Here is a 16,687-nt window from a genome sequence, read left to right on the forward strand (position 1 = left end):
CGAGCGATGGCCGCCGGTCCGCAGACGCGCGAGGCACGCCCCACGCCCGCCGCCGACAAGCGGCGGCCGTGGGGCGGTTCCCGGTTGCCCAAACCTCGCGCGAGGCCCGCGCCGCGTCCGGCCGGCTCGGCCCGTCGCGAACTGCGCCGGGTCCTGGACAGCCCGCTGACCGCCTACTACCTGCTGCTCGGCTCGGGCCTGCTGCTGACCGTGCTGGGCCTGGTGATGGTGCTCTCCGCGTCGCAGATCACCTCCCGGACGCTCTACGGCTCCTTCGACGAGATCTTCACCAAGCAGTTGATCGCGGTCGCCATGGGCTTCCCGCTGATGTGGATCGCGTCACGTCTGCCGCTGCGCTGGTATCGCCGGCTGGCGTACCCGTTCCTGATCGGCTGCGTCGGCGCGTTGTGCCTGGTCCTGGTGCCCGGCCTGGGCATCGAGGTGAACGGCAACCGGAACTGGATCGGCTTCGGCTCGTTCCAGATCCAGCCCTCCGAGTTCGCCAAGCTGGGCCTGGTGTTGTGGGGGGCCGACGTGCTCACCCGCAAGCGCCGGCTGCTCGGCCGGTGGCGGCACATGTTCGTCCCGCTGCTGCCCGGCGCCCTGGTGATCCTGTTCCTGGTGCTGCTCGGCGGCGACATGGGCACCGCGATGATCATCACCGTGCTGGTGCTGGCGCTGTTGTGGATCGCCGGCGCGCCGGGCCGGTTGTTCGCCATGGCGATCGCCGTGGTGGCCGTGCTGGCCACCGTGTTGATCGTGCTCAAGCCGCACCGGGCCGCCCGCTTCGCGGGTTTCCTGGACCCGTTCTCCGACCCCAACGGCAGCACGCTGCAGGCCGCGCAGGGCATCTACTCGCTGGCCACGGGCGGCTGGTTCGGCAGTGGAATCGGGACGAGCTATGGCAAATGGGGCACTTTGCCCGAGGCGCATACAGACTTCATCTTCGCCGTCATCGGCGAGGAATTGGGTCTCGTGGGGACGCTGTCCGTACTCACCCTCTTCGCGGCCCTAGGCTATGCAGGTATCCGCGTCGCGAGTCGGACGAAAGACCAGTTCGTACGGCTCGCCGCGGGTGGCGCGACCGCGTGGATCATGGCCCAGGTCATGATCAACGTCGGAGCGGTGCTCGGCCTGCTGCCGATCGCCGGAGTGCCGTTGCCATTGGTGTCCTACGGAGGTTCCGCCCTGCTTCCGACCATGTTCGCCGTGGGCATGCTGTTGTCCTTCGCCCGAGGTGAGCCAAAGGCCGAGGCGGCGCTCGCCGCACGCGGGCCCGGGGCGGTTCGTCGAGCGTTCGCGCGGATCCTGCCGCGCAGGGATGGGTGAATCAGGTGCATGTCGTCCTTGCCGGCGGAGGAACCGCCGGGCACATCGAGCCCGCTCTGGCATTGGCGGACGCGCTGCGCCGCCAGAACCCCAATGTGGGTATCACGGCGCTCGGCACGGCCAAGGGCCTGGAGACCAAGCTCGTTCCCGCTCGCGGCTACGAACTCGCTCTGATCCCGGCCGTGCCGTTGCCGCGCAAGCCCACGCCCGAGCTGATGACCGTCCCCGGTCGACTGCGCGGCACCATCCGCGAGGCCGCGGCCGTCCTGGAGCGGACCAACGCGTCCTGCCTGGTCGGCTTCGGCGGCTACGTCGCGCTGCCCGGCTACCTCGCGGCCAAGCGCCAAGGCGTGCCCACGGTGGTGCACGAGGCGAACGCCCGGCCGGGCCTGGCCAACAAGATCGGCGCCCGGTACACCCGATTCGTCGCGGTGAGCACGCCGGACAGCAAGCTGCGCGGCGCCCGCTACATCGGCATCCCGCTGCGCCGCGCGATCGCCACGCTGGACCGCAACGCGCTGCGCGACGAGGCCCGGGCGATGTTCGGCCTGGACCCGATGCGGCCCACGCTGCTGGTGTTCGGCGGCTCGCAGGGCGCCCGGCGGCTGAACGAGACGCTCGCCGCCACCGCGCAACAACTGCTCGCCGAGGGCGTCCAGGTGCTGCACGCGGCCGGCCCCAACAACGAGTTGAAGATCACCTCGCCGCCCGGCGGACCGGCCTATGTCGTGGTGCCCTACCTGGACCGGATGGACCTGGCCTACGCGGCGGCCGACATGGTGCTGTGCCGGGCCGGCGCGATGACCTGCGCCGAACTGGCCGCGGTCGGCCTGCCCGCGGCCTACGTACCGCTGCCGATCGGCAACGGCGAGCAGCGTCTGAACGCGCAGCCCGTGGTCAAGGCGGGCGGCGGCCTGCTGGTCGACGACGCGGACCTGACCCCGGACTGGATCCGCTCCTCCGTGCTGCCGGTGCTCACCGACGCGCGCAGGCTGCACGACATGGGGAAGGCGGCGGCCGAGTTCGGCCGGCGCGACGCGGACGAGGAGTTGGTCCGGATGGTCCACGAGGCGATCGCCGCCGCGCGGTTGCCCCAGTAGCGCGGGCCGGGGGAGCGTTCTTGCCCAAGACGAGGGAGCGCGCGCCGGGGCGTCCGGCGAAGGCCGGGCGGCCGCCGCGCCGGCGCTGGACCAACCTGCGCCCGCTCCTGGTCCTGGTGCTGCTCGTGCTGGTCGCGGCCACCGGCTGGGCGGTCGTCTACCACTCGCCGCTGCTGGACACCCGCGAGGTGGCCGTCGGCGGCCTGGGCGCGCTGCCCCGGGACCAGGTCGCGCACGTCGCGGCGGTGCCGATCGGCGAGCCGCTGGCCTCTCTCGACCTGGACGCGATCCGGGCCCGGGTGGCCGCGATCCCGCGAGTGGCCTCGGTCCGCGTCGAGCGGGACTGGCCGCACACGGTGCGGATCTCGGTGCGCGAGCGGGTGACCGCGCTGGTGATGCCGGACGCGGGCCGCTACGCGGAGATCGACAAGGACGGCGTACGGTTCGGTACGGTGGACGCCGCGCCGCCGGGGGTGCCGGTCGTCAAGGCCGACGCCAACACGGTGAGTCCGCAAACGCTACGGGGGGTGGTACAGGTGGTATCGGCTTTGCCGCCGCCGGTCGCCCAACGTGTGCGCGACATCACCGCTCGAACGCGCGACGACATCGTGCTCGTGCTCGACAAGGGCGAGACCGTGTTGTGGGGCGGGGCCGACGCGTCCGACCGCAAGGCCCTCGTACTCGCGGCGCTGTTGCCGCGACCCGCCAAGTTCTACGACGTCAGCGCGCCCGACGCGCCGGTGACCCGAACCCAGCCGTTTCCCTCGCTCGCGCCGCCGGCGCCCGCGCAGTCGTTACCCCCGGTCGCACCCGCCGCGGCGGTTTCGACCTCGGCCGCCGTGTGACGTGGAGCAACAGCACCCCGTCACTGCGATAAAACAATAGGGACAGGTTCGGCGTGTTCGTTGAACCGTGTCCGATGGGGACCTAGTGTCGGCCTAGCCCCAGGTTGACAAAGCAGTAATCCGCACCGTTCGCATCGGCGGCGTTCGACGCGAATCGGTGTAACTCTATACCTGAGGGTGAGGGTTTTGGTGGCTCGCGGAAATCGCGTCCCGACCTCCCCAAGTCGGCAAATGTCGGCATGCCGGAACCACGGCGTGCCGACCGGAACTCGAGGCGAGAGGCCTTCGACGTGGCAGCACCCCAGAACTACCTCGCAGTCATCAAGGTGGTCGGTATCGGCGGTGGCGGTGTCAACGCCATCAACCGGATGATCGAGGTCGGTCTCAAGGGCGTCGAGTTCATCGCGATCAACACCGACGCCCAAGCCCTCCTCATGAGCGACGCCGACGTCAAGCTCGACGTCGGCCGGGAATTGACCCGCGGCCTCGGGGCCGGCGCCAACCCCGACGTCGGCCGCAAGGCCGCCGAGGACCACCGCGAGGAGATCGAGGAGGTCCTCAAGGGGGCCGACATGGTCTTCGTCACGGCGGGCGAGGGCGGCGGCACCGGCACCGGTGGCGCCCCCGTGGTGGCCAACATCGCCCGTTCGCTCGGCGCGCTCACCATCGGCGTGGTCACGCGCCCGTTCACCTTCGAGGGACGGCGCCGCGCGAACCAGGCCGAGGACGGCATCGCGCAGTTGCGCGACGAGGTCGACACCCTGATCGTCATCCCCAACGACCGACTGCTCTCCATCTCCGACCGGCAGGTCAGCGTCCTGGACGCGTTCCGCTCGGCCGATCAGGTGCTTTTGTCCGGTGTGCAGGGCATCACCGATCTGATCACCACGCCCGGCCTGATCAACCTGGACTTCGCCGACGTCAAGTCGGTGATGTCCGAGGCGGGTTCGGCACTGATGGGGATCGGCTCGGCGCGCGGCGACGACCGTGCGGTGGCGGCGGCCGAGATGGCCATCTCCAGCCCGCTCCTGGAGGCGTCCATCGACGGCGCCCGGGGCGTGCTGCTGTCCATCTCCGGCGGCTCCGACCTCGGTCTGTTCGAGATCAACGAGGCCGCGCAACTGGTCAGCGAGGCCGCGCACCCCGAGGCCAACATCATCTTCGGCGCGGTCATCGACGACGCGCTCGGCGACGAGGTGCGGGTCACCGTGATCGCGGCCGGCTTCGACGGCGGGCAGCCGCCGTCCAAGAGCGAGTTGGGCAAGCCGGCGACCACGACCCAGGCGTCGCGGCCCGAGCCGGTGGGGCGGCCCGCGGCCAACCCGGGCCCGGGTGTGCTGCACGACCCGACCCCGGCGCCGACGAGCTACCCGGCGCCGACCACGCCGGGCCCGCGCACGCCGCTGGTACCGGAACCGATCAAGGACGATCTGGATCTCGACATCCCGCCGTTCATGAAGTAGAAGACAATCGGCAGGTCGCAGCAGTAGCGAAAAAATTCGGACAAGGGGTGGGCCCGACGTGTTCACGCGAAGGGCCGCCTCCGGCGGCGCCCGTTTCGCCTTCACCGACCGGTGGGGCGGCACGGGCGCCGCGCCGTATGACGAACTCAACCTCGGCGACCATGTGGGCGACGACCCGCGCGTGGTCGCCGCGAACCGCGCCCGCACCGCCGAGGCGCTGGGCCTGGCGCCCGAACGGGTGGTGTGGATGAACCAGGTGCACGGCAACACCGTCACCGTCGTCGACGGTCCCTCGGCCCGGCCGCTGCCCGCCACCGACGCCGTGGTCACCGCGACCCCGGGCCTGGCGCTCGTAGTCCTGGTCGCCGACTGCACCCCGGTACTGCTCGCCGATCCGCACGCCGGCGTCGTGGCCGCCGCGCACGCCGGGCGGCCCGGACTGGCCGCGGGCGTCGTGCCCGCCGCGATCGAGGCGATGCGCGCGCTCGGCGCCGACCCCGCCCGGATCGTCGCGGAGACCGGTCCGGCCGTCTGTGGCGCGTGCTACGAGGTTCCCGAGGCGATGTGCGAGGAAGTGTCCGCAGTTGTCCCGGCGGCTCGCGCACGTACCCGTGAGGGCACTCCGGGGCTCGATATCCCGGCCGGTGTGTGGGCGCAACTCGCCGCGCAGGGGGTCGCGTCGGGTGAGAAATCGCACATCTGCACGCGCGAGTCGGCGGACCATTTCTCCTACCGGCGGGACCGGGCCACGGGTCGGATCGCCGGCTACGTGTGGCTCGCCGAGGGCTGACCCCGCCCGGGCGCGTTCGGCCCCCGTCGGCGACGATGGGCGGATGGAAACGCACGTTCATCCGAGCGCAGACCCCGCCGGGCGGGGCGCCGAACTCGCCGCCAACCTGGCCGCCGTCCGCGATCGCATCGCCGCCGCGTGCGCGGCCGCCGGCCGCCCGCGCGAGGACGTCACCCTCGTCGTGGTGACCAAGACCCACCCGGCGAGCGACGTGCGACTGCTCGCCGGACTCGGCGTCCGCGACGTGGGCGAGAACCGCGACCAGGAGGCCGCGCCCAAGGCGGAGGCCACCAAGGATCTCGACCTGACGTGGCACTACGTCGGGCAACTCCAGACCAACAAGGCCAAATCGGTGGCCGGTTACGCCGATGTGGTGCACTCGCTGGACCGGGTCCGACTCGCCCACGCGCTGTCCGCCGCGGCGGTGCGACAACACCGCACGATCACCGCGCTGTTGCAGGTCAGCCTGGACGAAGACCCGGCCCGCGGCGGGGTGTCGCCGACCGATGTGGCGGAACTGGCGGACGTGGTGGCCAAAGCGCCGAACCTGACCCTGGGCGGGGTGATGGCGGTGGCCCCGCTGGGCGTCGAACCCGCCCGCGCGTTCGCCGGGTTGCGAGAAATCGCAACCCGCCTACGCGAAGCCCATCCGACTGCGAACATGGTTTCCGCGGGGATGAGCAACGACCTCGAAGCGGCCATCGAGGCCGGAGCGACACATGTACGCATCGGTACTGCGGTGCTCGGAGTCCGGCCTTCCCTCCGGTAGCGTCGCCGTGAAGTGGATCGCACGACCCACGGTGACCTCAGCCGATCCACCGTGAGACCGGAGGAAGCGGAACATGGCCGGCGCAATGCGCAAGATGGCGGTCTACCTCGGCCTCGTGGAGGACGATGTCTACGAGTATGACGATTACGATGAGGACGACATCGGCCAGGACGGCCGCGACCGGGTCGAGCGCACCGATCGTCGCGAGGAGCGGCGGGACGAGCGTCGTGAGGAGCCACGTGAAGTACGCGAACCGCGCGGGGAATCGCGGGAACGTCGCGAGGATCTCGTTCGTGGAGCTACTGCCCTTCGCGAAGCGGGGGCCCTTCGCGACGAAGGCCGCCTTGAAGAACACCGCGCAACAGTGTCCGCCATGCCCGAACGCCGTCCCGAGAGCAGCACACCGGTGACCGTACACAAAGTCGTCAGCGAACGTGAGCCCTACCGCATCACGACGCTGCACCCGCGTACCTACAACGAAGCCCGCACGATCGGCGAGCACTTTCGCGAGAGCACGCCCGTGATCATGAACCTGACCGAAATGGAGGACACCGACGCCAAGCGCCTGGTGGACTTCGCCGCCGGTCTCGTGTTCGGTCTGCACGGCAGCATCGAGCGGGTCACCCAAAAAGTCTTCCTCCTGTCGCCTGCTAACGTCGATGTGACAGCCGAGGACAAGGCCCGCATCGCCGAGGGCGGGTTCTTCAATCAGAGCTGAGGTGTGCGAAAACTGAGGCTAGGTGCGGTCCTGACCAGAAGGACGGCACACGAGGGGGCAGGTAAATGAGCATCGCGCTGGAGATCATCCGCATCGTGCTCTACTGCTTTTTGATCGTGTTGTTCTTCCGCTTGGTGATGGACTACGTGTTCCAGTTCGCGCGGTCGTACGAGCCGCGCGGGGCCATGGTGGTATTGCTGGAGGCGACGTACTCCATCACCGATCCACCGTTGAAGTTGCTGCGCAGGTTCATTCCTCCGCTGCGCCTCGGGGGTGTAGCACTCGACCTGTCCTTCTTCGTACTGATGATCATCGTCTACATCCTGATCTCCGTCGTGGGCAGGCTGTAAGCGGTACCGTCTGTCCGATGCCGACGATCACGCTGAGGTGAAGAGATGCCGTTGACCCCCGAAGACGTGCGTAACAAGCAGTTCACGACCGTCCGTCTCCGTGAGGGCTATGACGAGGACGAGGTCGATGCGTTCCTCGATGAGGTCGAGGGCGAACTGACCCGACTTCTCCGGGAAAACGAGGACCTGCGAGCGAAACTCGCGGCGGCGACCCGTGCCGCCGCGCAGAGTCAGCAGCAGGCTCAACAGCGCAAGGAGCGCGAGCGCCCCGACGCACCCGTCCCGGCAGCCATATCCGGGCCGACCCCGGTTCCCCCGCCGCCCCAGATGGGTGGACCGCAGGGGATGCAGGGCGGCCAGCACCAGATGCAGGGCGGCCCGCAGCAGCTCGGTCCCGGTGGACCGCAGCAGCACCCCATGGGGGGACCGCAGCAGCTCGGTCCCGGCATGAGCGGTCAGCACCAGCTCCAGGGCCCGCCGCAGCACCAGCTCCAGGGCGGCCCCGGTATGCAGAGCGGTCAGCACCAGCTGCCCGGTCAGCAGCAGCACCAGCTCCAGGGCGGCCAGCACCAGCTTCAGGGCGGCCCCGGGATGGGCAATTCCGGCATGAGCGGGCAACACCAGCTCCAGGGCCCGCCGCAGCACCAACAGCAGCTTCAGCAGCACCAGTTGCAGGGCGGCCCGCCGCAGCTCGGTCCGGGTGGACCGCAGCAGCAGATGGGCAACCCCGGTGGCGACAGCGCCGCCCGGGTGCTCGCGCTGGCGCAGCAGACGGCGGACCAGGCGATCGCCGAGGCCCGCTCCGAGGCGAACAAGATAGTGGGCGAGGCGCGCACCCGCGCCGAGGGCATGGAGCGCGACGCGCGTTCCAAGGCGGACGCCCTCGAGCGGGACGCGCAGGAGAAGCACCGCGTCGCGATGGGCTCGCTGGAGAGCGCCCGCGCCACGCTCGAGCGCAAGGTCGACGACCTGCGCGCGTTCGAGCGCGAGTACCGCACGCGCCTGAAGTCGTACCTGGAGAGCCAGCTTCGCCAGCTGGAGTCGCAGGCCGACGACTCGCTCGCGCCGCCGCGTACGCCGGCCACGGCCTCGTTGCCGCCGGCCATGTCGTCCGCGCCGGTACCGATGTCGCAGTCGATGCCGCCGTCGATGTCCCAGCCGTCGTCGATGTCGCCGGCCATGACGCCGTCGATCGGGCAGCAGATGAGCCCGGCGATGACGCAGCAGATGTCGCCGGTGCGTCCGCAGGCCCCGCAGCCGCAGCAGATGCAGCAGCCGTCGCCGATGCGCGGGTTCCTGATCGACGAGGACCCCGACAACTGACCGGCCACTGAGCGTCGGTCGGCACATCCGAGAAGCGCCCGCCCCCTTCGGGGGGACGGGCGCTTCTCGGGTTTTCGGGGCGTTTCGGGTGACTCCGGACGGTTCGGGCGAGATGGTGTTCGGGCGGGGCGACCGGGGCCGCCCCGCCCGTCGGTTCACACCTTGCGCAGCCAGAACCGCAGGCCGAGCGCGGGGTCGCCGTGCTCGAACAACTCCTCGTCCTCCGGCGAGCCCTGGGTGAACTGCGTCGCCAGCACCTCGTCGGCGACCTGGACGCCGTGCGCGAGCAGCGCCGACGTGGTCTCCTCCGACTCGTCCGCGGCCCACCACACCAGGATCCGGTCGGACACCTCCAGGCCGCTGTTCTTGCGCGCCTCCTGGATCAGCCGGACCACGTCGCGGGCCAGGCCCGCGAGCCGCAGTTCGGGCGTGATGGTCAGGTCGAGCGCGACGGTGGCGCCGTCCTGGCCGGCCACCGTCCAGCCCTCGCGCGGGGTCTCGGTGACGATGACCTCCTCGGCCACCACCTCGACCTCCTCGCCCTCGACCACGACGACGGCGCTGCCGGACGCGCGCAGCGCCGCGGCCAGCGTCCCGGCGTCGGCGGCGGCGATCGCCGCGGCCACCACCGGGGTGCGCTTGGCGAACCGCTTGCCCAGCGCGCGGAAGTTGCCCTTGGCGCTGTACTCGACCAGGTCGCCGCCCGCCTCGGACAGCGCCGCGACGGACACCACGTTGAGCTCCTCGGCGATCTGCTCGCGCAGCTCCCCGGACAACTCCTCCCAGCCCGCCGCGCCGATCAGCGCGCGGCCCAGCGGCTGCCGGGTCTTGACGCCGGAGTCCGCGCGGGTGGCCCGGCCCAACTCGACCAGTCGGCGTACCAGCGTCATCTGCCGGCCCAACTCCGGGTGCACCAGCGCCGGATCCGCCGTCGGCCACGCGGCCATGTGCACCGACTCGGGCGCGTCCGCGGTGACCGGACGCACCACGTCCTGCCAGACCCGCTCGGTGATGAACGGCACCAGCGGCGCCATCAGGCGGGTGACCGTCTCCAGCGCCTCGTGCAGCGTGGCCAGGGCGGCCGGTTCCGCGTTCCAGAACCGCCGCCGGGACCGGCGCACGTACCAGTTCGACAGGTCGTCCACGAACGCGGTGAGCGCCTTGCCCGCGCGCTGCGTGTCGTAGGCCTCCAGGGCCGCGTCCACGTCGCCCACGAGGGTGTTCAGCTCGGAGAGCAACCATCGGTCCAGCAACGGGCGCTCGGCCGGGGCCGGGTCGCTCGCGCTCGGCGTCCAGCCGCCGGTGCGCGCGTACAGGGCCTGGAAGCTGACCGTGTTCCAGTAGGTCAGCAGCGTCTTGCGGACCACCTCCTGGATGGCGCCGTGCCCGACCCGGCGGGCCGACCAGGGCGAGCCGCCGGCGGCCATGAACCAGCGCACCGCGTCCGCGCCGTGCCGGTCCATCAGCGGGATCGGTTCGAGCGTGTTGCCCAGGTGCTTGGACATCTTCCGGCCGTCCTCGGCCAGGATGTGCCCCAGGCACGCGACGTTCTCGTAGGAGGACCTGTCGAACACGAGCGTGCCGACCGCCATCAGCGTGTAGAACCAGCCGCGGGTCTGGTCGATCGCCTCGGAGATGAACTGCGCCGGGTAGGACTGCTCGAACAACTCGCGGTTGCGGTACGGGTAGCCGAACTGGGCGAACGGCATCGAGCCCGAGTCGTACCAGGCGTCGATCACCTCGGGCACCCGGACGGCCCGCCCGCCGCACGTCGCGCCGTCGCCGCCCTTGGCCCGGCAGTCGAAGACCACCTCGTCGATGAACGGCCGGTGCGGGTCCAGGCCGGACAGGTCGCGCCCGGTCAATTCGGATAGTTCGCCCAGTGAGCCGACGCAGGTGAGGTGATCCTCGTCGCACCGCCAGATCGGCAGCGGCGTGCCCCAGTAGCGGTTCCGGGACAGCGCCCAGTCGATGTTGTTGTTCAACCAGTCGCCGTAGCGGCCCCACTTGACCGTGTCCGGGTGCCAGTTGGTGCGCTCGTTCTCGCGCAGCAGCGCGTCCTTGACCGCGGTGGTGCGGATGTACCAGGACGGCTGCGCGTAGTACAGCAGCGCGGTGTGGCAGCGCCAGCAGTGCGGGTAGCTGTGTTCGTACTCCAGGTGCCGGAACAGCAGCCCGCGCTCGCGCAGGTCGGCGACCAGCGCCTCGTCGGCCTTCTTGAAGAACTGCCCGCCCACCAGCGGCAGGTCCGGCTCGAAGGTGCCGTCCGGGCGGACCGGGTTGACCACCGGCAGGCCGTACGCCCGGCAGGTCCTGAGGTCGTCCTCGCCGAAGGCGGGCGCCTGGTGCACGACACCCGAGCCGTCCTCGGTGGTGACGTAGTCGGCGAGCACGACGAAGTTCGCGTCCTCCAGCGGCAGCAGGTCGAACGGACGCCGGTAGGCCCAGCGTTCCATCTCCCGGCCGGTGAAGCGCTCGCCGGTGGCCACCCAACCCTCGCCGAGCGCCTTCGCCACCAGCGGCTCGGCGACCACCAGGCGCTCCTCGCCGTCGGTGGCCACCACGTAGGTCACGTCCGGGTGCACCGCGGCGGCGGTGTTGGACACCAGCGTCCACGGCGTGGTGGTCCACACCAGCAGCGCGGCCTGCCCGGCCAGCGGCCCGGAGGTGAGCGGGAAGCGTACGTAGACCGAGGGGTCCACGACCGTCTCGTAGCCCTGGGCGAGCTCGTGGTCGGACAGCCCGGTGCCGCAGCGCGGACACCACGGCGCGACCCGGTAGTCCTGGGTCAGCAGGCCCTTGTCGAAGATCTGCTTGAGCGACCACCAGATGGACTCGACGTACTCGGGATCCATCGTCCGATACGCCTTGGACAGGTCGACCCAGTAGCCCATCCGGGTGGTCAGGTCCTCGAAGGCGTCCACGTGGGTCATCACCGACTCGCGGCACTTCGCGTTGAACTCGGCGATCCCGTACCGCTCGATGTCCGGCTTGCCGGAGAAGCCGAGCTGCTTCTCCACGGCCAGTTCGACCGGCAGGCCGTGGCAGTCCCACCCGGCCTTGCGCGGCACGTTGTAGCCGCGCATGGTGCGGTAGCGCGGGAACACGTCCTTGAACACGCGCGCCTCGATGTGGTGCGCGCCCGGCATGCCGTTGGCCGTCGGCGGGCCCTCGTAGAAGACCCAGCGCGGGCCGTCGGCGTTCTGTTCGAGGGAGCGCTCGAAGATGTCGTTGTCCCGCCAGAACGCGAGGACCTCGTGCTCCATGGCGGGCAGGTCGACCTGCGCCGGTACCGGGCGGTACATGTGGCTTCCTTCCGCGGGCTGTGATACGTGCCTACCGAAGGGACGAGACCGCCGTGCGCCGGTCCCGCGGTACCACCCTTCTTGGCCGCGCGCCGCGAGGGCGGGCACAACCCACTCGTGTGTGCGAGGGCCGGTTCTACGGGCCGATCCGGGATCGCATCGACCTTTCCTCCGACAGCTCCGGGGTGATCTTCACGTCGCGCACACCCCCGGGCTCACACCGTCCCCGGATCGCTGATGGCTGCGTGCGGCGCTACTCGTCCCCATCGACACCGTCTCGCTCTGCGGATTGTACGACCCGAACGGGTCCTCGTGCCTCCGACTTCACCCGCCCCCAGGTGCATAACGATCCGCTCGGGAACCGGTAACGAACGGGACACGTAGAAGAGGGATAAGCGTGGTTGCGTCTGGGCACAACCGATTTACGTCGCCGCCCCGGCGCAATCAGTGACGGGACGGCGCGTCCGGTTGTCCGGGGCGACCCATCCCTAAGCGAAACGAGGGGGCCGTGACCATGACGGATACAGAGAAGGCGACTGGCGGGCGGACGCGTCGTGCGACCACGACGGCGACGCCGCGAGCCTCGGTACGGGGAGGAACGGGACGCACCGTGAAGGCACCTGCACACGTGACTGCAACGGCCACGACCACGCTGGCGACGCCGCCCGACGGGTTCCATGAACCGACGGTCTACGTGGTGCGACCCGGCGAGGACCCGTGGGAGCACGCGGAACTGCGCGAGGTGCGCGAGGGGCTGATCGAGACCGCGCACGAGCTTCGGGCCGAGATCGCGGTCTCCGAGAACGGCATCGCCGATCTGTTGCGAGACTCGGGCGAGGGCGCGGGCGACGATCAGGCGGACACCGGGACCAAGAACTTCGAGCGCGAGCACGAGATGTCCCTGACCAACAACGCGCGTGGCATGCTGCTCCAGTCGGAGAAGGCGTTGCGCCGCCTGGCCGACGGCACGTACGGGGCCTGCGAGTCGTGTGGTTCGGCCATCGGCAAGGCACGCCTGCAGGCGTTCCCGCGTGCGACCCTGTGTGTGACCTGCAAACAGCGCGAAGAACGCCGGTAACCGCCCACGCGGCCGGCGGCGCGCCGAAGGACTGGAGCGAGCCATCGGCACCGGAGCGGAACGACGGGATGACGCGGAGTCGCAGGCCCTCGCGAAGGAGCCGGACACCGGGGCGACCGAGAGCGGGGCGGGCGGCGAGGAGCCGACCGCGCCCGCCGGTTCGCGCACCCGTCGATACATCCTCGTCCTGCTCGGCGTGGCGAGCTTCGCGTACGCCCTGGACCTGATCACCAAGCTGATCGTGGTGGCGAAGCTCGAGTACCACGCGCCGATCGACATCTTCGGCGACTGGCTCCAGTTCCGGGCCACCCGCAACGCGGGCGCGGCGTTCGGCATGGGTCAGGGCCTGACCATCGTGTTGACGGTGATCGCCGGCGCCGTGGTCGTGGTGATCCTGCGGCTCGCGCGCAAGCTGAACAGCCTCCCCTGGGCGATCGCGCTCGGCCTGCTGCTCGGCGGCGCGTTCGGCAACCTCACCGACCGGATCTTCCGGGCGCCCAGCGTGTTCGAGGGCCACGTCGTGGACTTCATCGCGCCCAAGCACTTCGCGATCTTCAACCTGGCCGACTCGGCGATCGTGGTCGGCGGCTGCCTGATCGTGCTGCTGTCCTTCCTGGGCCTGCAGCCGGACGGCACCCGGGAGGGCGACGAGAGGGACGAGGCGGGGGAGGAAGCGGCGGACGGAGCGGCGGGCGAGGACGACGCCGCGGCCGAGACCGAGGCCGCGACCGAGCGCGGGACCGACGCGTCGGCCGAGAGTGTGAACGGCGCGAGTCGGGGCGCCGCCGCCGCGCCGTCCGGTGCCACCAGGGCCGTCGTCGAGCCGGCCGAGGCGAAGTCCGCGCGGCCCGTCGACCCGGCCGGCGCCGACCACGCCGTCGAGTCCGGCCCGGATGCCGGGCATACTCGTATCTCGTGACTGTCAATCCCGGCTCGCCCGAAATCCGCACTCTTCCCGTTCCCGATGGCCTCGAAGGCGAGCGGGTCGATGCCGCGCTCTCGCGGATGTTCGGCTTCTCGCGCACCAAGGCGGCCGAGCTGGCCGCCGCCGGGAAGGTACAGCTCGACGGCCGGGCGGCGGGGAAGTCCGACCGCGTGAACGGCGGGGCCTGGATCGAGGTCGAGATGCCCGGGGCGCCCAGGCCCGTGCAGCTCGTCGCCGAACCCGTGCCCGGCATGCGGATCGTGCACGACGACGACCACATCGTGGTGATCGACAAGCCGATCGGCGTCGCCGCGCACCCCAGCCCCGGCTGGACCGGCACCACCGTGGTCGGCGGCCTCGCCGCGGCCGGCTACCGGATCTCCACGTCCGGCGCGGCCGAGCGCCAGGGCGTCGTACACCGCCTGGACGTGGGCACCTCCGGCCTGATGGTGGTCGCCAAGTCCGAGCGCGCCTACACGCTGCTCAAGCAGCAGTTCCGCGACCGCACCGTGGACAAGCGCTACCACGCGCTGGTCCAGGGCCACCCGGACCCGCACACCGGCACCATCGACGCGCCGATCGACCGGCACCCGACCCACGACTACAAGTGGGCCGTGGTGATGGGCGGCAAGCCCAGCGTCACGCACTACGACACGATCGAGGCGTTCCGCGCCGCGAGCCTGCTGTCGATCAAGCTGGAGACCGGCCGCACCCACCAGATCCGGGTGCACATGGCGGCGCTGCGGCACCCGTGCGTGGGCGACCTGACCTACGGCGCGGACCCGACGCTGTCCAAGCGGCTGGGCCTGGAGCGGCAGTGGCTGCACGCGGTGAGCCTGGCCTTCGAGCACCCCGGCGACGGCACGTGGGTGCGGTACGAGAGCGGCTACCCCGCCGACCTGACCGCGACCCTGGAGCGGGTCACCGACCGCTGACCCTCCCCCCGCGTCCCCCCGCCGACTCCCCGTGACACCGATGCCCGCGGATCGGTGCATCGGCGCGGATTCGGGGAACGCTCCAAGATCGAATCGCGGTCGATCGGTCTGGGGGCGGAGTGGGTCAGCTCACACTGCTGTTCCTGTTGATGTTCGGCACGGTCGTGGTCGTGCCGCTCGCGGGGCGATTGCGGCTGCCCTTCCCGGTACTGCTCACCCTGTACGGCGTGCTGCTGGGCTGGCTGCCGTTCGTGCCGACCCTGCGGATCGATCCCGACCTGCTGTTGCCGCTGTTGCTGCCGCCGCTGCTCTACGCGGCGGCGCAGCGCTCCAGTTGGCGCGAGTTCGCCGCCAACGCCCGCCCGATCCTGCTGCTCGCGGTCGCGCTCGTCCTGGTCACCACGGCCGCGGTGGCGGCGGTGGCGAACGCGATGGTGCCGGGACTGCCGTTCGCGGCCGCGGTCGCGCTGGGCGCGCTGGTCGCCCCGCCGGACCCGGTGGCCGCCACGGCGGTGGCCGGGAGCCTGCGGCTGCCCCGGCGCCTGGTGTCCATCCTGGAGGGCGAGGGGCTCTTCAACGACGTCACCTCGCTCGTGCTCTACCAGGTCGCGGTCGCGGCCGTGGTCGGCGGCACGTTCTCGCCGGCCGAGGCGGTGGGGATGTTCGCGCTGTCCGCGGTGGTCGGCGTCGGGATCGGCTTCGCGGTCGGCCTGGCCGGTCGGCTGCTGCTCGGCCGGCTCGACGAGCCCACCCTGCAGACCCTGCTCACCCTGCTGGTGCCGTTCCTGGCCTACGTGGTCGCCGACGAACTGCACGGCTCCGGCGTGCTCGCGGTCCTGACCACCGCGTTCTACCTGGGCTCGGTCGCCGAGGACGCGGACAACGTGGTCGGCCGGCTCACCGGGCGCTCGTTCTGGGAGGTCGTCGACCTGGTGGTCACCGGCGTCGCGTTCGGCGTGATCGGCCTGGAGATGTGGGAGATCTTCCACGACCTGCGCGGCGACCGGGTCCGGCTGTTCTGGGAGGCCGGCGCGGTGGTCCTGGTCCTGATTGTGGTCCGCGGCCTGTGGCTGTTCCCGGTCGCGGCGCTGGCCCGACGGCTGCACAACCGGCTGCCGACCAGCGGCGAGACGCAGACCCCGGACCCGCGCGAGACCGTCGTGGTGTGGTGGGCCGGCATGCGCGGCGTGGTGACCATCGCGCTGGCCCTCGCGCTGCCGCTGACCACCGACGCCGACGAGGCGTTCCCCGAGCGGCAGCGGCTGATCGCGATCGCCTTCTGCGTGATCGTGGTGACCCTGCTGCTCCAGGGGGTCAGCCTGCCCTGGCTGGTGCGCCGGCTCGGGGTCTCGCAGGAGGACGAGGCGGAGGGCCGCGAGGAACGCGCCATCGTGGCCGCCGCGACCAAAGCGGCGCTGAGCCGGTTGCGCGAGCTGGACGAGGAGCGCGACCTCCCGGACGAGATGGTGCAGCGGCTGCGCGCCCGGCAGCGGGCGATGCTCGCCGAGCTGAGTCCGGAGGGCGGGACCGAGGAGTTGGCCGACGCGGTCGTCGAACGCTCCCGGCGGATCAAGCTGCTGCACGATGTCGAGGCGGAGATGACCGCCGCCGCGCGCCGCGAGGTGATCGCGGCCCGGGGCCGGCGCGGAGTGGACCCGGCCGCCGCCGACCGGGTGCTGCGCCGCCTGGACCTGCGCAGCATGCGCTGAACCCGGCGCCGGTGCCCGGTACCGTTGACCCTTTGTTGTGCGATCGTT

Annotated in this window: 13 protein-coding genes and 1 pseudogene; 13 read left to right on the forward strand and 1 reads right to left on the reverse strand. The window is 71.0% G+C overall.

Annotation, left to right across the window (positions count from 1 at the left end):
- Window positions 1-6: 6 nt before the first annotated feature.
- From ftsW to ACWCPW_RS26090, 9 genes are all read left to right on the forward strand, one after another.
- Entirely contained in the window at window positions 7-1,329 is a 1,323-nt protein-coding gene (ftsW, locus tag ACWCPW_RS26050; RefSeq protein ID WP_449764009.1) for a putative lipid II flippase FtsW, read from the forward strand.
- 5 nt (window positions 1,330-1,334) lie between these two features.
- Window positions 1,335-2,429 (forward strand): undecaprenyldiphospho-muramoylpentapeptide beta-N-acetylglucosaminyltransferase, encoded by a 1,095-nt coding sequence (gene murG, locus ACWCPW_RS26055; RefSeq protein WP_395862436.1) that lies wholly within the window; start codon window positions 1,335-1,337, stop codon window positions 2,427-2,429.
- 20 nt (window positions 2,430-2,449) lie between these two features.
- A complete protein-coding gene (locus ACWCPW_RS26060; protein WP_449764010.1) occupies window positions 2,450-3,274 on the forward strand; it encodes a cell division protein FtsQ/DivIB in 825 nt (274 codons plus the stop codon).
- Between the two features lie 290 nt (window positions 3,275-3,564).
- The gene (gene ftsZ / locus ACWCPW_RS26065; protein ID WP_449764011.1) at window positions 3,565-4,737 is read left to right on the forward strand and encodes a cell division protein FtsZ; all 1,173 of its coding nucleotides are present in this window, start codon (window positions 3,565-3,567) and stop codon (window positions 4,735-4,737) included.
- 58 nt (window positions 4,738-4,795) lie between these two features.
- Window positions 4,796-5,527, forward strand: a complete 732-nt coding sequence (pgeF, locus tag ACWCPW_RS26070) for a peptidoglycan editing factor PgeF (protein ID WP_449764012.1) — start codon at window positions 4,796-4,798, stop codon at window positions 5,525-5,527.
- Window positions 5,528-5,570: 43 nt separating this feature from the next.
- Window positions 5,571-6,296, forward strand: a complete 726-nt coding sequence (locus ACWCPW_RS26075; RefSeq protein WP_449764013.1) for a YggS family pyridoxal phosphate-dependent enzyme — start codon at window positions 5,571-5,573, stop codon at window positions 6,294-6,296.
- Window positions 6,297-6,369: 73 nt separating this feature from the next.
- On the forward strand, window positions 6,370-7,014 hold the full coding sequence (locus tag ACWCPW_RS26080) for a cell division protein SepF (RefSeq protein ID WP_026218733.1): 645 nt from the start codon (window positions 6,370-6,372) through the stop codon (window positions 7,012-7,014).
- Between the two features lie 65 nt (window positions 7,015-7,079).
- A complete protein-coding gene (locus ACWCPW_RS26085) occupies window positions 7,080-7,364 on the forward strand; it encodes a YggT family protein (RefSeq protein ID WP_020552920.1) in 285 nt (94 codons plus the stop codon).
- A 45-nt stretch (window positions 7,365-7,409) separates the two neighbouring features.
- Window positions 7,410-8,687, forward strand: a complete 1,278-nt coding sequence (locus ACWCPW_RS26090) for a DivIVA domain-containing protein (protein WP_449764014.1) — start codon at window positions 7,410-7,412, stop codon at window positions 8,685-8,687.
- Between the two features lie 155 nt (window positions 8,688-8,842).
- On the opposite strand, the gene ileS is transcribed toward ACWCPW_RS26090, so the two are convergent.
- Window positions 8,843-11,992 (reverse strand): isoleucine--tRNA ligase, encoded by a 3,150-nt coding sequence (gene ileS, locus ACWCPW_RS26095; protein ID WP_449764015.1) that lies wholly within the window; start codon window positions 11,990-11,992, stop codon window positions 8,843-8,845.
- A gap of 628 nt (window positions 11,993-12,620) precedes the next feature.
- Here ileS and ACWCPW_RS26100 point away from each other — a divergent pair.
- The 4 genes and pseudogenes from ACWCPW_RS26100 to ACWCPW_RS26115 all read left to right on the forward strand — a co-directional run bounded on the left by ACWCPW_RS26100 (window position 12,621) and on the right by ACWCPW_RS26115 (window position 16,639).
- Window positions 12,621-13,070: a TraR/DksA family transcriptional regulator gene (locus ACWCPW_RS26100; protein WP_395862449.1), complete on the forward strand. Its 450-nt coding sequence runs from the start codon at window positions 12,621-12,623 to the stop codon at window positions 13,068-13,070.
- A gap of 43 nt (window positions 13,071-13,113) precedes the next feature.
- A pseudogene (lspA, locus tag ACWCPW_RS26105) lies at window positions 13,114-13,719 on the forward strand (signal peptidase II); the annotation flags it as partial.
- 266 nt (window positions 13,720-13,985) lie between these two features.
- Window positions 13,986-14,930, forward strand: coding sequence for an RluA family pseudouridine synthase (locus ACWCPW_RS26110; protein ID WP_449764016.1), 945 nt, complete (start codon window positions 13,986-13,988; stop codon window positions 14,928-14,930).
- A gap of 119 nt (window positions 14,931-15,049) precedes the next feature.
- A complete protein-coding gene (locus ACWCPW_RS26115; protein ID WP_449764017.1) occupies window positions 15,050-16,639 on the forward strand; it encodes a Na+/H+ antiporter in 1,590 nt (529 codons plus the stop codon).
- Window positions 16,640-16,687: the final 48 nt, after the last annotated feature.

The organism is Embleya sp. NPDC001921, assembly GCF_053594475.1.